At 64.1% G+C, this 15,506-nt stretch carries 19 protein-coding genes; 10 read left to right on the top strand and 9 right to left on the bottom strand.

The features are described 5' to 3' along the window. Positions 1–67: 67 nt before the first annotated feature. The 4 genes from xylF (at position 68) to JG743_RS06815 (ending at position 5,141) form a co-directional block, all read left to right on the top strand. Positions 68–1,108: a D-xylose ABC transporter substrate-binding protein gene (gene xylF / locus JG743_RS06800; RefSeq protein ID WP_202299040.1), complete on the top strand. Its 1,041-nt coding sequence runs from the start codon at positions 68–70 to the stop codon at positions 1,106–1,108. A gap of 147 nt (positions 1,109–1,255) precedes the next feature. Then, a complete protein-coding gene (locus JG743_RS06805; protein ID WP_202299041.1) occupies positions 1,256–2,578 on the top strand; it encodes a sugar ABC transporter permease in 1,323 nt (440 codons plus the stop codon). 15 nt (positions 2,579–2,593) lie between these two features. Continuing rightward, the gene (locus JG743_RS06810; RefSeq protein ID WP_202299042.1) at positions 2,594–3,394 is read left to right on the top strand and encodes an ATP-binding cassette domain-containing protein; all 801 of its coding nucleotides are present in this window, start codon (positions 2,594–2,596) and stop codon (positions 3,392–3,394) included. A 124-nt stretch (positions 3,395–3,518) separates the two neighbouring features. Then, positions 3,519–5,141: a CHASE domain-containing protein gene (locus JG743_RS06815; protein WP_202299043.1), complete on the top strand. Its 1,623-nt coding sequence runs from the start codon at positions 3,519–3,521 to the stop codon at positions 5,139–5,141. A gap of 104 nt (positions 5,142–5,245) precedes the next feature. Here the strand turns inward: JG743_RS06815 and JG743_RS06820 are convergent, their stop codons facing one another. The 6 genes from JG743_RS06820 to JG743_RS06845 all read right to left on the bottom strand — a co-directional run bounded on the left by JG743_RS06820 (position 5,246) and on the right by JG743_RS06845 (position 8,685). Continuing rightward, positions 5,246–5,488: a YMGG-like glycine zipper-containing protein gene (locus JG743_RS06820; protein ID WP_127392029.1), complete on the bottom strand. Its 243-nt coding sequence runs from the start codon at positions 5,486–5,488 to the stop codon at positions 5,246–5,248. Positions 5,489–5,569: 81 nt separating this feature from the next. Then, positions 5,570–5,899: a hypothetical protein gene (locus JG743_RS06825; protein WP_202299044.1), complete on the bottom strand. Its 330-nt coding sequence runs from the start codon at positions 5,897–5,899 to the stop codon at positions 5,570–5,572. A 111-nt stretch (positions 5,900–6,010) separates the two neighbouring features. Further along, positions 6,011–6,184 (bottom strand): hypothetical protein, encoded by a 174-nt coding sequence (locus tag JG743_RS06830; protein ID WP_202303194.1) that lies wholly within the window; start codon positions 6,182–6,184, stop codon positions 6,011–6,013. Positions 6,185–6,341: 157 nt separating this feature from the next. Continuing rightward, positions 6,342–7,376 carry a sensor histidine kinase gene (locus JG743_RS06835; RefSeq protein ID WP_202299045.1) on the bottom strand — a complete coding sequence of 345 codons (1,035 nt, stop codon included), beginning with the start codon at positions 7,374–7,376 and terminating at the stop codon, positions 6,342–6,344. Positions 7,377–7,544: 168 nt separating this feature from the next. Next, positions 7,545–7,709, bottom strand: coding sequence for a DUF1328 domain-containing protein (locus JG743_RS06840; RefSeq protein WP_040592574.1), 165 nt, complete (start codon positions 7,707–7,709; stop codon positions 7,545–7,547). Between the two features lie 181 nt (positions 7,710–7,890). Continuing rightward, a complete protein-coding gene (locus JG743_RS06845; RefSeq protein ID WP_202299046.1) occupies positions 7,891–8,685 on the bottom strand; it encodes a response regulator in 795 nt (264 codons plus the stop codon). 215 nt (positions 8,686–8,900) lie between these two features. Here JG743_RS06845 and JG743_RS06850 point away from each other — a divergent pair, with 215 nt between their 5' ends. Together JG743_RS06850 and JG743_RS06855 are read left to right on the top strand one after the other, a co-directional pair. Then, positions 8,901–9,104, top strand: coding sequence for a NepR family anti-sigma factor (locus JG743_RS06850; RefSeq protein ID WP_202299047.1), 204 nt, complete (start codon positions 8,901–8,903; stop codon positions 9,102–9,104). 3 nt (positions 9,105–9,107) lie between these two features. Then, the gene (locus JG743_RS06855; protein WP_126057999.1) at positions 9,108–9,659 is read left to right on the top strand and encodes an RNA polymerase sigma factor; all 552 of its coding nucleotides are present in this window, start codon (positions 9,108–9,110) and stop codon (positions 9,657–9,659) included. A 31-nt stretch (positions 9,660–9,690) separates the two neighbouring features. Here the strand turns inward: JG743_RS06855 and JG743_RS06860 are convergent, their stop codons facing one another. Beyond that, complete coding sequence (locus tag JG743_RS06860; protein ID WP_244673176.1) at positions 9,691–10,062, bottom strand: response regulator; 372 nt, start codon at positions 10,060–10,062, stop codon at positions 9,691–9,693. A 237-nt stretch (positions 10,063–10,299) separates the two neighbouring features. Between JG743_RS06860 and JG743_RS06865 the strand changes: the two genes are divergently transcribed. Next, a complete protein-coding gene (locus JG743_RS06865; RefSeq protein ID WP_202299048.1) occupies positions 10,300–10,626 on the top strand; it encodes a DUF883 family protein in 327 nt (108 codons plus the stop codon). 10 nt (positions 10,627–10,636) lie between these two features. Next, a complete protein-coding gene (locus JG743_RS06870) occupies positions 10,637–11,107 on the top strand; it encodes a hypothetical protein (protein ID WP_202299049.1) in 471 nt (156 codons plus the stop codon). Between the two features lie 2 nt (positions 11,108–11,109). Here JG743_RS06870 and JG743_RS06875 read toward each other — a convergent pair whose 3' ends face one another. Further along, entirely contained in the window at positions 11,110–12,636 is a 1,527-nt protein-coding gene (locus JG743_RS06875; RefSeq protein ID WP_202299050.1) for a sensor histidine kinase, read from the bottom strand. A 148-nt stretch (positions 12,637–12,784) separates the two neighbouring features. On the opposite strand from JG743_RS06875, the gene JG743_RS06880 reads away from it, so the two are divergent. Further along, entirely contained in the window at positions 12,785–12,952 is a 168-nt protein-coding gene (locus JG743_RS06880) for a hypothetical protein (protein ID WP_202299051.1), read from the top strand. Positions 12,953–12,981: 29 nt separating this feature from the next. On the opposite strand, the gene JG743_RS06885 is transcribed toward JG743_RS06880, so the two are convergent. Continuing rightward, positions 12,982–13,902, bottom strand: coding sequence for a diacylglycerol/lipid kinase family protein (locus JG743_RS06885; RefSeq protein WP_202299052.1), 921 nt, complete (start codon positions 13,900–13,902; stop codon positions 12,982–12,984). 251 nt (positions 13,903–14,153) lie between these two features. On the opposite strand from JG743_RS06885, the gene JG743_RS06890 reads away from it, so the two are divergent. Continuing rightward, a complete protein-coding gene (locus JG743_RS06890; protein WP_202299053.1) occupies positions 14,154–15,473 on the top strand; it encodes a PRC-barrel domain-containing protein in 1,320 nt (439 codons plus the stop codon). Positions 15,474–15,506 lie beyond the last annotated feature (33 nt).

The following is a 15,506-nucleotide window of genomic DNA, read 5'->3' on the forward strand; positions in this document are numbered from 1 at the left end:
AAAAAAGCCTCTATGCCGGCCTCAGGGCCAGTCTGGGTCGCGCCACAGTTGGCGCAGGGAGGATATTATGAAGAAATTTGCAGCCGCCATCCTGGCGGGTGTCGCCATGTCGCTGACGCTCGCGTCGGTCGCTCAGGCGAAGGACAAGGTCATCGGCGTGTCGTGGTCGAACTTCCAGGAAGAGCGCTGGAAGACCGATGAAGCGGCGATGAAGAAGGCCATCGAAGCGGCCGGCGACAAGTATATTTCCGCCGACGCGCAGTCCAATCCCGGCAAGCAGCTGACCGACGTCGAAAGCCTGATCTCGCAGGGCGCCAATGCGCTGATCGTGCTGGCGCAGGACGCTTCGGCCATCGGGCCGGCGGTGCAGAAGGCGCTGGACGAGGGTATTCCGGTCGTCGGTTATGACCGGCTGATCGAGAACAAGGACGTCTTCTACCTGACCTTCGACAACAAGGAAGTCGGCCGCATGCAGGCCCGCGAAGTGTTCAAGGTCAAGCCGGAAGGCAACTATGTCTTCATCAAGGGCTCGGGCGCCGATCCGAACGCCGATTTCCTGTTCGCCGGCTCCATGGAAGTCCTGAAGGAAGCCATCGACAGCGGCAAGGTCAAGAATGTCGGCGAGGCCTATACGGATGGCTGGCTGCCCGCCAACGCCCAGAAGAACATGGAGCAGTTCCTGACCGCCAACGACAACAAGGTCGATGCGGTGGTGGCGGCCAATGACGGCACCGCCGGCGGCGTCGTCGCCGCGCTGACGGCTCAAGGGTTGGCCGGAACTGTCCCAGTATCGGGCCAGGACGGCGACCATGCCGCGCTCAACCGTATAGCGCTCGGCACGCAGACGGTGTCGGTGTGGAAGGACGCTCGCGAGCTTGGCAAGAACGCCGCCGAGATCGCCTCGGCACTGGCCGACGGCAAGAAGATGACCGACATCGCCGGCGTCAAGGACTTCACCACGCCGGGCGGCAACACCGTCAAGTCGCTGTTCCTGACGCCAGTGGCGATCACCAAGGACAACCTCAACGTCGTCATCGACGCGGGCTGGATCAAGAAGGACGAAGTCTGCGCCGGCGTCGCCGCGGGTGCCGTCGCCGCCTGCAACTAAGCCGGGCCTTGCCGGTTTGATAACTCGGCGCCGCGGCCCAAAAGCCGCGGCGTCTGTCAAAGGGCTTCCCGCTTCAAATGAGCCGGGAAAGCCAATAGCATCATGTTCCGGCAACCGCGCCAGACGGCAGACCGGTGGGAGGAGATCATGACCGATACGACCTCAAGCACGGTCGCCGCCGCGGACCGGGCACGGGCAGCCGAACTCAGCGCCGTCGGCCGCTTCCTCAAGGCAACCGAACTCGACACGCGCATGCTCGGCATGGTCGGCGCGCTGCTGGTCATCTGGATCGGCATCCACCTGTTGTCGGGCGGACTTTTCCTGACCCCGCGCAACCTTTGGAACCTGTCGGTGCAGACCTCTTCGGTGGCGATCATGGCGACCGGCATGGTGCTGGTCATCGTCATGCGCAACATCGACCTTTCCGTCGGCTCCGTCGAAGGCGTGGTCGGCATGATCATGGGCGTGGCGCAGGCCGAATTCCTCATTCGCGTCATCGGCTTCCAGCTCGGCAATCCCTGGCTCTGGATCATCGCGCTCGCCGCCGGCGTGGTGCTTGGCCTGGCGATCGGCGCGTTCCAGGGCTTCATCATCGCCTATATGGAGGTGCCTGCCTTCATCGTCACGCTGGGTGGCCTACTGGTCTGGCGCGGCATGGCATGGATGATCACCAGCGGCCGCACGGTCGCGCCGCTCGACGCCACCTTCCAGCTGATGGGCGGCGGGCCACGCGGCTCGATCGGCGCCACCGCCAGTTGGGCCGTCGGGATCGTAGCCTGCGCGGGGGTCGCCTTCGCGCTGCTCAACGGCCGTTCGCAGCGCAAGCGGTTCAATTTTCCGCTGCGCCCGGTCTGGGCCGAAATCTTCCTTGGCGTCGTCGCCTGCGCCGCCATCATCGGCGCGGTCTGGGTCGCCAATTCCTATCCGTGGCCGGTCGGCATCGTGCGCCAGTACGCCGAGCAGAACGGCATCACCATCCCCGAGGGCGGTCTGTTCATCGCCCATGGCATCGCCATCCCGGTTCTGATGGCGGTCGCTGTCGGCATCGTCATGACCTTCATCACCAGACGCACCCGCTTCGGCCGCTATGTCTTCGCCATCGGCGGCAACCCGGAGGCGGCCTCGCTCGCCGGCATCAACACGCGCTGGGTGACCATGAAAGTGTTCATGATCATGGGCGTGCTGGCCTCGATCAGCGCGGCGATCTCGTCGGCGCGCCTCAACGCCGCGACCAACGCGCTGGGTACGCTGGACGAACTGCTGGTCATCGCCGCAGCCGTCATCGGCGGCACCTCGCTCGCCGGCGGCTCGGGAACCGTGCTGGGGGCCATGCTCGGCGCGCTTTTGATGCAGTCGCTGCAGTCCGGCATGGTGCTGCTCGGCATCGACTCGCCGCTGCAGAGCATCGTCGTCGGCGCCGTGCTGGTCGTCGCCGTCTGGCTCGACACCGTCTACCGCAAGCGCGTGTAAGGCAGGAGAAGGATCATGACCGAGAAAACCGCTCCCTCCGCAGTCCCGCTGATCGACATGCGCAACATTTCGATCGCCTTTGGCGGCATTCGCGCCGTCGATGACGCCTCGATCGATCTTTTCCCGGGCGAAGTGGTGGCATTGCTCGGCCACAACGGCGCCGGCAAGTCGACGCTGATCAAGATCCTGTCCGGCGCCTACAAGCGAGACGCCGGCCTGATCTTCGTCAACGGCGAAGAGGCGTCGATCGCCAATCCGCGCGACGCCAAGAAATACGGCATCGAGACGATCTATCAGACGCTGGCGCTCGCCGACAATGTCGACGCCGCGGCCAACCTCTTCCTCGGCCGCGAGTTGATGACCGGCTGGGGCACGCTTGACGATGTCGCGATGGAGGCCGAGGCGCGCAAGGTGATGGGCCGGCTCAATCCGCGCTTCCAACGTTTCAAGGAGCCGGTGATCAAGCTTTCCGGCGGCCAGAGGCAGTCGGTGGCAATCGCGCGCGCCATCCTGTTCAACGCCCGGATCCTGATCATGGACGAGCCGACGGCCGCACTCGGGCCGCAGGAGACGGCGCAGGTCGGCGAGCTCGTCAAGCAGCTCAAGGCCGACGGTATCGGCATCTTCCTGATCAGCCATGACATCCACGACGTGTTCGAGCTCGCCGACCGGGTCTGTGTGATGAAGAACGGCCAGGTGGTCGGCACCGCGCGCACCAGCGACGTCACCCAGGACGAGGTGCTTGGCATGATCATCCTCGGCAAGTGCCCGCCCGGTGCCATTCCCGGGCCGGGCGCACTGAAGATCGCCGCCTGATGTTTGTAAGCCGGCTAAGTGACGCTTGCGGATGGGCCAGGCGTCATGATGGTTTGACCGCGCCATTGTGTTGACGCGGCGACTTGCCCATAAAGGTGCGTATGCTCAGGGGCAACGCCATCCTTTGAAGAAGTTCTTCCCGATCGTCGCCTTCATCGCCGTCGCGCTGATCAGCCTGACAATGGCGGGGTTCGCCTATTTCGCCACGCAGGAAGCGGCGCGAATCAAGTTCGATGCGACCGCGGACGATGCGCTCAACCGCATCGAAAGCCGCATCGATCTCCATCTTTCGCTGCTGCGCTCGACCCAGGCGCTGTTCGACGCCCGCAATGGCGACATTTCACGCGGCGAGTTCAAGGCGTTCTTCAGCGCGCTCGATGTCGACAGCAATTTCGCCGGCCTGCGCGGCATCGGCTTCCTGCGGCTGGCCAAGGCCGGCGACGAGGCGGCGGTCGAGCGCGACATCCTGCGCGACCACGGCGTCGCCCACCAGGTCTACCCCGCCACGACGCAACCCTGGCGCACGCCAATCGTGATGTTCGAGCCGATAGACCCGTCCAACCAGGCCAGCATCGGCTTCGACATGTTCACCGAGCCGGTGCGGCGGGCGGCGATCGAAAAGGCAATGGCCGACGATCAGCAGCATGCAAGCGGCCTGGTCCAACTCGGCCAGGGAACCGGCGCCACCCAGACCTTCCCGGGGTTCCTGGTCTTCGTGCGGCTCAATGTCGAGACCGCGCCAGACGTCATCAACGCCAGCCGCTCCTCGACCGCCGGTTTCCTTTATGCGGCGTTCCGCGCACGCGATCTGTTCCAGACCGCGCTCAGCCGTACGCCACTCCTGCCGGTCAACACCGAGATCTATGACGGCAAGCCGGACGCCGACAATCTCTTGTTCCGGTCGGAGACGCCGCCGGTCGAGGCCTTCGGTGACAGGCTGCTGGTGACCCGCAAGATCGTCGTCGCCGGCCGTCCCTGGACCGTGCTGTTCCGGCCGACAAGCGCTTTCTCACTGCCCTCCTCACGCGCCATTCCGGTGATGCTCGGCCTGTTCGGGCTGCTGCTCGCCGGCGCGATCGCGCTGGTGGCGCGTTATCAGGAGCGGGCCTATGACGCGGTGTCGCTGCTGCACGAGACGACGGAAAAGAGCCTGCTCGAAAAGGAGCTGATGCTTCAGGAGATGAAGCATCGCATCAAGAATTCGATCACCAGGGTGCTGGCGATCGCGCGCCAGACAGCCTCGCACGCCACCGACGTGAAGGAGTTCTCGTCATCCTTCGCGGCGCGGCTGCAGGCGATGGCGGCGTCCCAGGACATGCTGACCCGCTCGCGCTGGCAAAAGGCCGATCTCGGCGATCTCCTGCGCATCGAGCTTGGCCAGGTGTTCGGCAAGGAGATTCCCGAAGGCATATTGTCGGGTCCGGAAGTGCTGCTCGACGAGACGATGACCCAGGCGCTTGGCCTGACCTTCCACGAACTGGCGACGAACGCACTGAAATATGGCGAGGCCGGCAATTCCGTGGGGGCGCTCAAGGTCGACTGGTTGCTGGAAGGGCGCGGCCGGGATCGGACGCTGGTGCTCAACTGGCGTGAAGCCGGGCAGAAGCAGCTCGAAGCACCGGCCAAGACCGGCTTCGGCACCAAGCTGATAGACCTCAACGTCACGCGCGAATTGCGCGGCACGATCAAGCGCGATTTTCGCGCCGAGGGGCTGGAGGTGAAAATCAGGATCCCGCTGGCGGGGTGAAATGATCGTGCCCCGCTCGCTCTGAACGATCACTTTCAGGCGGCACAGACAAACGGAGACCGGACGAGCCGGCCTCCGTTCCTATTGCGCCTGATCCGAAGCGATCAGCAGCGGGCCGTGTAGAGACGGCCGCGATTGTCGCGATACTGGCAATAGCCATTGCGCAGGTTGCGGACCAGCAGACCCGAGCCGGCGCCAACGGCCGCGCCGATCAGCGCGCCCTTGGTGCCGCCGATCAGGCCACCGGCGACAGCGCCGACACCGGCGCCAACGCCAACGTCCCGCTCGGTCGTGCTGCAGCCGCTGACAGCGACAACCGCAACCATGGCAATAATCATCTTCCGCATAGAGTCACCTCTCCTTTGTCCTCACTTTAGGAGGCTACAACCGCCATTTAACATGAAACAACGGCCTTTGCCCGCTCGATTTTATTGTTGATCAAGATAGGATTTTTCGGGGCGCGCACTGTTGTTGGAGGCGAGGACGAGGCTGGAGACCTGCAAGGACGCGTCGAGCCTGCCGTCCGGACGCACGTTCCAGACGACCTGGTCGTAATCGTCCTCCAGGGCCGGATCGACGGCGAGGCACTCGGCAACGACATGAGGAGCCTGGTCCTGAACGTCGGCCATGGCGAAAGGCCGCTCGGCGGTGCATTGCTCAGCTGTCTCGAAGACGCTGACGGGCACCGACAATTCGCGGCATTCGGTCATGGAGCTGGAGCAGCCGATGACCAGCAGCAAGGCTGCAATATGTTCCATGGCGAGAATCCTCTCACCATAAAAACGGACCAAAACGGGCAAAGTTCCTGCGCAGGCGATGCAGTGCTCTAATATTTTGGCGGTCAGGCGCGCAACAGCGGATCGCGGACGTCAGTTGAACTGCATCGCCAATGTCAGCGCGATGGCCGCGACCAGGACAACGGCGATAAGCCGAAGCACCGGATGGCTGGCGCGGGCTGGGGTCGAAGGCGGAGCTTCGGCATCCTGGAAACCGCTCATCGAGACGCGGGCGGCCTGCTCCAGCCTGTTCATGTCGGCAACCATCAAGACCATTCCTCCCCCGTCACGCCGGACCAGACGGTGGCCTCGGGCCATCGCCAGGTTTCAGCGTCATCTGGGAAGAACAGCATCGGACTTTATGGTGAACAGCCGGTTAAGGATGCTGTCCGCGCGCCACCGCGCCGTCTTCGGCGCGCCTGTGTCAGTCCGTTTCGAAATTGCCCCTGGGAATGACGAGGTCATACTCGAGACGATCTTCCGTGATCTCGAGCGTCGCCGTGCCGTTCAGCGACGTCGGCACGACACGCTCCAGGGCGACGCTGCCAAAGCGCTTCTCGTTGCGCCTGATCTCGCGGCCGCCGATGGCTTCGGCCCAGGTCAGCGACAGAGCAGGTTCGCCGTTGGCGGCAGATGTCAGTCTGGCCTTCACCTCGACATGGCCGTTCGGCCGCGACAAAGCGCCGTAGCTCACCGAATTGACGGCGAGCTCATGCATGGCGAGACCGACATGCAAGGCGGCGTTCGGATTGAGATAGGGGTTTGCCCCGTGGAAGCGCACGCTGCGCCTGGGGTCGGCGGCGTAGCGGCCGACCTGGCCGGAAACGAGCTCGTGAAGCTCCGCCCCCCGCCAATTGGAAGATGTCACCAGATCCTGCGAGGCGGCCAATGACTGCAGCCGGCCGCGGAAGCGGGTCAGGAAATCACCAGACGTCCCGGAATAGCGGCTGGTCTGGGTGGCGATGCTCTGGATGATGGCGAGCAGGTTCTTCGAACGGTGGCTGACCTCGCGCAGCAGCGTCTTCAGCGTCTGCTCGCGGCGTTTCTGCTCGGTGGTCTCGACCATGGTGGTGACGACGCCCTGCACCTCACCGCCCTCACCGTGATCGGCGTCGATCCAGACCTGGAACCAGCGTACGCCGTCCTCGGCGGGCACGCCGAGCTCGAGCCGTTCAGGATTGCCGGAGGCTATGACGCTGCGCTTGGCGGCGCCGATACGCTCGGCCTGCGCCGGCGGCAGGATGCCGTTGCTGTCGGCCGTGTCCGCGACCCATGGAGCGCGCATGTTGCGCGCCCAGACCGTCTTCATGTCGCGGTCCTCGTAGAGCACCGAAATGCCGGCATTGTGCAGCGCGTGGAGAAGAGCCCGGCCAAGCTGCTTTCCGCTTTCGACCGACTGCAGGGCGATGATTTCTTCGCCCTGCCTGCTTTCATTCATGTCTGCGGCCTTGGAACGCATCGATCGCTTGCCACCGAACCCAGGCTGCAAGGCTCATTGCAAAATGAGTTCCTTAATGAGGGCTCCAAATGCGGTCCGCCGAGCGGCATCTCGTTGGAGGATACCGCCCGGCGGTGGCTGGAAACCGTTTGAGGGGTGCGGCTTCCAGTGTTCGGTCGAGCCTCGCCCTCACGCCCGCTTGAACAGGCCGGCAACGAGCGAGATGATCAGGAAGGCGAGGAAGATGAAGAACAGTATCTGCGCGATGCCGGCCGAGGTGCCAGCGATGCCGCCGAAACCAAGCGCACCGGCGATGATCGCCACGACAAGAAATACGAGCGCCCAGTAAAGCATGATCCGTCTCCTTCCAATGCTGCGGTAAAACGTGGTCGGTTGGTGTTTGTTCCACCATTTGCCGAAAAAGACGACCCCTGGAAGTGGCCGGAACGCGATTTCCCGAGCCTTGCCGCCGCGCTCTCGGCGAGCGCGCCGGCAGGCGTCTTTGATAGGGATGGGTGCCGGATCGGCGCCGGTGCTAAGCCGCCGCCTTCGCCTGCCGATCGAAGAACAGCGCCTGGCTGATCAGCGCCTTGACCATGTCCGGGTTGAACGGCTTGGTCACCAGGAAGGCCGGTTCCGGCCGCTCACCGGTCAGCAGGCGTTCGGGAAAGGCGGTGATGAAGATCACCGGCACCGGCGTGGAGGACAGGATCTCGTTCACGGCCTCAATGCCCGAGCTGCCGTCGGCAAGCTGGATGTCGGCGAGCACCATCTTCGGCCTGGTCTTGCCGAAAATCGCCACCGCCTCGGCATGGGTGCGCGCGGTGCCGACGACGCGATGACCAAGGCTCTCGACCATTTCCTCGATGTCCATGGCGATCAGCGGCTCATCCTCGATGATCAGCACGTCGGTCGCCACCTGGCGGGAGATCTCGTTGCTCGCCTGGGCAAGCAGGTCGGAGAATTCCTGCTCGTCGGCATCCAGGATCTCGGCCGCCTCGTCTTCGCTGAAGCCTTCGACGGCGACGAGCAGGAAGGCCTGCCGTGGACGCGGGGCGATCGCGTTGAGATTGGCGGCGGCCCGTTGTTCCCATGCCGACTGGGCGTGCTCCTGCGGAACCCGGATGGCTATCGACGTGAAGAGCCTGGCGAAGACCTTGTAGAGCGCGATGCGGTCGTTCGACGCCTGGGGAAAGATGTCGACATCGGAGATGATGGCCTCAAGCATCGCGGCGACCAGTGCGTCGCCGCTCTCCTGCGATCCGGAGACGGCGCGTGAGAAGCGGCGCAGGAACGGCAGATGCGGCGCGATGGTGGCGGAAAGGCTCATGATGGACGTCTCCCTCAGATGACGCAGTTGCATAGGTTGCCGGTCAAGCCCATGGCAAGCCCCGAAAAAATGAAACGCCGGCTTTCCGAAAAAGTTCCTATTGTGTGGAACTAATATAAGGGGACGACGTTTGAGGTCGGGACGGGCAACCAGACGAGGGTGCCGCTTTGCGTTGCGTGTTAGGGGCGGCCAGGGTGCTGGAAATAAAGGGCGAAATGAAGGACATGACGAAAGACACTTCGGCTGGCGCCGCAGGCAGGCGCCGGGCTGCTTCCGGTGACCCGCTCGGGCCAAACTCGGAAATCGGCCGCAAACTCAAGCAATATTACGACGAGCTGGTCTCCGATCAGGTGCCGGACCGCTTCGCCCAGTTGCTCAGCCAACTGGAACAGGCAGACCCGGCGCGGAAAAAGGATTGAGGCATGGCGGCCGTCTCGCAGAGCTTCAAGACCGACCTGCTCGGCTCGATCCCGAGCCTGCGCGCCTTTGCCGTGTCGCTGACGCAAAACGCCGACAAGGCCGACGATTTGGTGCAGGAAACGCTCGTCAAGGCCTGGGACAAGCATGAAAGCTTCCAGCCGGGCACCAATCTCAAGGCCTGGCTGTTCACCATCCTGCGCAACGAGTTCTATTCGCAGATGCGCAAGCGCGGCCGCGAGGTGCAGGACAGCGACGGCATCATGACGGCGAGGCTCGCCGTCCATCCGGCCCAGCACGGCCAGCTCGATCTGAAGGATTTTCGCGGCGCGCTCGAACAGTTGCCGGAGGATCAGCGCGAAGCCATCATCCTGATCGGCGCGTCGGGCTTTTCCTACGAGGAAGCGGCGGAAATCTGCGGCTGCGCCGTAGGAACGATCAAAAGCCGCGTCAGCCGCGCGCGCGCGAGGCTGCAGGAGATCCTGAAGATATCCGGCGAAGACGAGTACGGCCCGGATGCGATCTCGGCGCAAGTGACAGGGTCGAACGCCGCCTGAATATCCGGACCTCGAAGCCGGGTTTCAGCGATCACGCAAGCGGCCCGCGACCGCAGGCGGCCGCCACCGCCTCGACGAGATCCTCCCCGGAAAAGGGTTTGCTGACCAGCCGGATCTCCGGAAAGGATGTCTTCAATTCGTCCAGGTCGGAATAGCCGGAGGCGAAGATGAAGGGCAGGCCGGATGCACGCAGCCGCGACGCAAAGTCGAGGGTGGAGGCGCCGCTCAGCATCAGGTCGACGATGGCCGCGTCGAATTGGGCGGCCAGATGCTCCGGCTCGATCTCCGTAAGGTCGCCGGCAACGACCACGTCGCCGGCGCCGTAGTCGCGACACAGCTGTTCGACATCCGCGGCGATGAGGAATTCGTCCTCAAGGACGAGAATCCGCAATCCGTCAAGCAATGGCACCGAGCAAAATCTCCTTGGGCATGTCTCCCAGAAGAGGCAGTCATGAGCGCTATCGGGCGGCCTGTCATTTAAAAAGTTATGTCGGAGCGCCGACGAATTTTTGATAGTACAGGAGCGAACGGTTCGGATCGGGGCGCTGCCGCGCCGAACTGTTCCGCCAATTCGATTTCCTAGCCCGGAACCTTGCCGTGTGCCGGGCGTTGAAAGTAAGCAAACGCAAGGAGTTAAGCCATGGCGACCGCCGCAGGAAAAACCGCGAACGACGGCCGGACGAGTTCAGACCTCGAAGCCGACATCAGACAACTGAAAGCCGACATCGACAAGCTGACCAGGCAGTTGGCCAAGACCGGCGAGCACGGTTATGGAACCGCGCGGCGCGCTGCCACCGAGGGAGTCGAACAATTGCGCGCCCAGGGCGAAGCTGCCTTCGACAACTTGCGCGGCAATGCCAGGGACATCGAGGCGCAGATCACGGCCAGTGTGCGCGAAAAGCCGGTGACCTCGCTGGCGATCGCGGCGGGCGTCGGCTTTCTGATCGCGCTTCTGGCGCGGCGCTAGTTCCGCACAGATGGGAGTGCTGGCATCGCTGATTTCGGCTCTCGCCTCCGGTGAGGCGATTGCCGCGCTGGGCCGCGCGCGAACGGCGGCGATCGTCTATGTCATAGCCGCGCTTGCCGCGCTCACCGGCCTCGGCTTCCTCATCGGAGCGGCCTATATCTGGGCCGTCGGGCGCTATGGCCCGATGGCAACGTCACTTGGCTTCGGCGTCGGCTTCCTCGTGATCGCCGGACTTATCCTCGTTGTCTACCAGTTGTCGGCGGGCCTGCGCGCGCGGCGTCGGGCGCGCCGGCGCAGCGCCGATATGAAGGCGCTCGGCATCACCGCCGCGCTCGCCGCGCTGCCGGTGCTGCTCAAGGGAAAGGGTGGGCTCGGCGCCGTTCTCGGTCCGGTGCTGGCGCTCGCCGCCTATGCGATCTATCGAGAGAATGTGAAGCCGGATAACGACACAGATCCGGACGACGGACAGGCTGGTCGCTGAAGCTACTTGGGCAGGTCCTCCAGCGGCATCGATATTTCGGCGAAGACGCCGTCCGGGCGGAATTCGTGCTTCACCGCGCTGGAGATGACCTTGGCCAGACTGCGACGGATCAGGATCGAGCCGAAGCCGTGACGATCCGGCGGCTCCACCTGCGGGCCGCCGGTTTCGCGCCAGGTCAATACAAGGCGGCGAGCGCCCTTCCTGCCTTGCGTCTTCCAGCCGAGCTCGACCCTGCCGGACGCCACCGAGAGCGATCCGTACTGCAGGGCATTGCTAGCCAGCTCATGCAGGATAAGACCAAGCCCCACCGCCTGGTCGGGGGTAAGCAGCAGGTCGTCGCCGGTGATCGTCATACGCGGCTGCTCGGCGCTGTCGAACGGCTTGGCTTCGATCTGCACCAGTTCGTGGATGCCGATGCCGCGCCATTCTCGATCGGACAGGAGATTGTGGGCGGCGCCCAGCGCCTGCAGCCTGGCGCCGAAGGCTTCCAGGAACTCGCTCGGCTGGCGGGCGTGGCGAACGGTCTGCGTCGCCAGTGCCTGCACCGTCGCCAGCGTGTTCTTGACGCGGTGGTTCAGTTCGCGCAGCAACAGGCGCTGGCGCTCGTCGCCGAGCTTGCGCTCTGTGATGTCGTAGTTGACGCCGAAGATCAGTGTCGGCTTGCCATCGCCGTCGCGTTCGATGACCCGGCCGCGCGTGGCGATCCAGCGCGGCGGGTGGATGCCCTTCACCCGGTATTCACCGAAATAGTCATCGCTGCCGGTCAGCGCATCGCGAAAACGCGTCTCGGTCTGATAGACGTCGCGCGGATCGATGGCCGCCAGGATGTCGCGCGCCTTGAGCCGGTTCGAGCGCGGCAGGTTGAAAAGCTCGGACAGCAGGACGTCGCATTCGATGATGTCGGTGCGGATGTCCCATGCCCAACTGGCCAGCGAGGCAGCGTCGAGCGCGATGGCGCGGCGCTTTTCCTCCTGCGCCAGCGCCTCTTTTGCGATAGCGCCGCTACGGGTGGCGTCCTTTAGCGCAAACATGCTGGCGGCGAGCTCGGCCAGTGCTTTCAGTTGGCCGAGCTGATCGGCGGACGGAAAGGCGTGCGGCTTGCGGTCGAGCACGCAGAGCGTGCCGATACGGGCACCCGCCACGACCATCGGCACGCCGGCATAGAAGTGGACTTGATGCTTGCCGGTGACTGCGGGACTCGTGGCGAAGCGCGGGTCGAGGGTCGCGTCGGTCACCACCATCGGCTCGTCGCCAGCGGCGATGGCATGTGCACTGAAGGGCATTCCCATGTTGGTTTCGGTTTCGTCCAGGCCCAGGCTGGATTTGAACCATTGGCGCTCGGCATCGACCAGGGCGATCAGCGCGATCGGCGCCTGAAGCACAGCGGCGGCAAGAGCGGTGATGCGGTCGAAATCAGGATCGGGCGCCGTGTCAAGCAGACCATGAAGCACGGCAAGGCGGTGCTCAGCCTTCACCGCGCCAAGGACATCGGCCGGCAGTGCCGGCGCTTTGCGAACCCTGCTATCCACCAAGCCCCCAAGTGCCCCGCTCCGCAGCCCGCCCCCACGCGGCCGCTTGCCATTGCCCCTGGCTTCGGAACCTTCGCGGCAAGGAACCGTTACCCGAGCATACTGTGCCAGACGCGCCGGCCGGTGCCAAATGATACGGAGGCGGATCATGTCCAAGATCATTCCCGCGGAGAACGCCCGCCAGGGGCGCGGGGGGAGCAATGTGCTCAAGATCCTTGTCGCGGCGCTGCTTCTGGCATTCATCGCTTCGGGGGTTGCGGAGATTTATGGCGAAGTGATCAAGGCTCCGATCACCGAGCAGAGGCCGAAAAGCTAGAGGGCGCGTCCTTGTCGTTGTCCGGTGCATCACGCCGCCTCTGCCCGTGCGACGCGAGACGGTACCAGCACCCTTAGAGACCCGGGGTGGATTTCAATCACTGTCTCGCGCTCGAGCTTGACCAGTTCGCCATCCATGACGGCGCGGTACTTGCTGCTTGCCGCGTGGATCTTCAGCCTGGCGCTCTCCGCCTGATGGATTTCGACATGCGCGCTGTCGCGCCATTTGCCGCGCGCCATGTCGAGGAAAACCCTGACCAGCTCGCCACGCCTGCGCGCCACCGAAATATAGATGCCGAGGACGCCGCCTGCCGGGTTGTCGGCATAGGGCAGGTGGCCTTCGCCGAACAGATTGTTGGTGATGCCGATGCCCGTGGCGCGCGTCACGATCTCGGCCTCGCCGATGGTGAGCGTCACCTTCATGGCCGGAGGGTTCTTGATCGTCGCCCAGGCGGCGCGCGCCGAGGCGCGCATCTTGCCCAGGCGCGAGCCGAATTCCATGCTGTCGCGCAGCTGCACCATCCTGGCATGCAGACCGATCGAGAATTGATGCACGAAAGGCCGGCCATTGGCGCTCGCCATGTCGACAGCCATCACCTCGCCATCGGCAAGGGACTTCAGCGCCGTGTCAAGCGTCTGCGGAACGCCAAGCCCGCGGGCGAAGAGGTTCATGGTGCCCGCCGGCAGGATGGCCAGCGCCGTCCTGCGGTTCATCAGCAGTCCGGCCGCGGCCGAAATGGTGCCGTCGCCGCCACCGGCCAGCACGACGTCGACGCCGCGCCGCCGGACCGCCTTTTGCAGGGCAGCCGCGATGTCTTCGCCGGCAACCACATCGACGTCGATAGCGTGGCCGGCGGCCTCGAGCGTTTGGCGCAGCCGGTCGGAAAAACTGGAAAGATCGGTGGTCCGCAACGTGCCGCCGTCCCGGTTCAGCACCGCTGCAAATCGCATGCCCCACTCCGTTCATCGCACTGAGCCACGACAGGGCTCAGCCGCAGGCTGAAACGGGATGACCGGAGAAAGGTTCCCCGGAACTATTAAATCGGTTAGCCGGCCAGCGATTTCATGGGCTTGCCGAGAGCGTGCACCCGCATTTTTCGGAACAACGCTGTGGTCACGACGTTGTGAAGCTGTAGAGACGCCGCGGCCGATCTCCAGCGACGGCGCGGCGTGCGCAAAATCATGCACGAGGAGAGAGCACCATGATCCGCACCCTTTTTGCGACCACCGCACTCGCCACGCTGATTGCAACCGGCGTCCATGCGCAGACGGCGACGACGCCGGCGCCAGCCACGCAGAACGAAGCGCCCGCCGCCCCGGTGATGCATGCCGAGGGCAGCCTCGCCACCAACATCATCGGCGAATCCGTCTACAACGGCACGGCCGACGATGCGCAGAGTATCGGCACGGTCAGCGATGTCGTCTTTGACGAGACCGGCAAGGCGAAATCCGCCGTCATCGGCGTCGGCGGCTTCCTTGGCATAGGCGCGAAGGATGTCGCCTTCGACTATGACAAGCTGCAATGGGTCGAAAAGAACGGCGACCGCTGGCTGGTCGCGGAGACAAGCAAGGAAGCGCTGACGGCGCTGCCGGATTTCGACAGAAAACCCTATGACCCAGCCCCGGCTGCTGAGACCAATACAACAGCGCAGGCGCCGTCAACCACGACGGACAGCACTGGCGCGCAGAAGCCTGTCGACATGAACGCCGCGCCGGCTGAACCCGTGAAGAAGGCAGAGGGGAACCTTGCCACGAACCTTATCGGCGAATTCGTCTACAACGGCACTGCTGACGACGCTCAGAGCATCGGCGATGTGAACGACATCGTGCTCACTAAGGACGGCCAGGCCAAGTCGCTCGTGATCGGCGTCGGCGGGTTCCTCGGCATGGGCGAAAAGAATGTCGCCTATGATTTCGCCAAGGCGCAAAAGGCAGAAAAGAACGGCGACCGCTGGCTGGTCGTCCAGACCACCAAGGAAGAGCTGCAGGCGCAGCCTGATTTCAACCGCAAGGCCTACGATCCGGCGCCGGCAAACATGGCGTCGACCGAGGTCCCGAAGGCCGCCGCTCCGACCTCGACCGCTCCGGCGCCGATGGACAAGACAGCTGTGGCCCCCGCCGCGCCTGCCCCTGCGCCTGACGCCAAGGCAACCGATCCAACGCAGACCGCGGCAATCGACAAATCGGCGCTGACAGAGATGCCGGTCGGCGAGATCCGAGGCGATGACCTGAAAGGGACGACCGTCTACGGAGCCAATGATGTCAAGGTCGGCGAGATCGGCGATGTCGTGCTGACGCCCGACAACAAGCCGGACGCCGTGATCGTCGATGTCGGCGGCTTCCTCGGCATGGGCGAAAAGGAAGTCGCGGTCGGCATGGACAACCTCAAATTCATGACCGACAAGGACGGCAAGAAATATCTCTACACCACCTTCACCAAGGAACAGCTCGAAGCGCAGGCGGCCTATGACAAGGGCAGCTATGCCGAGAAGCGGGACCAGCAGAGGATGATTGTACGGTGAGGGAATAGGCGTTAGGCAGTAGGCGTTAGGGAA

This window comes from Mesorhizobium sp. 131-2-1, assembly GCF_016756535.1.
Classification (GTDB): Bacteria; Pseudomonadota; Alphaproteobacteria; order Rhizobiales; family Rhizobiaceae; genus Mesorhizobium.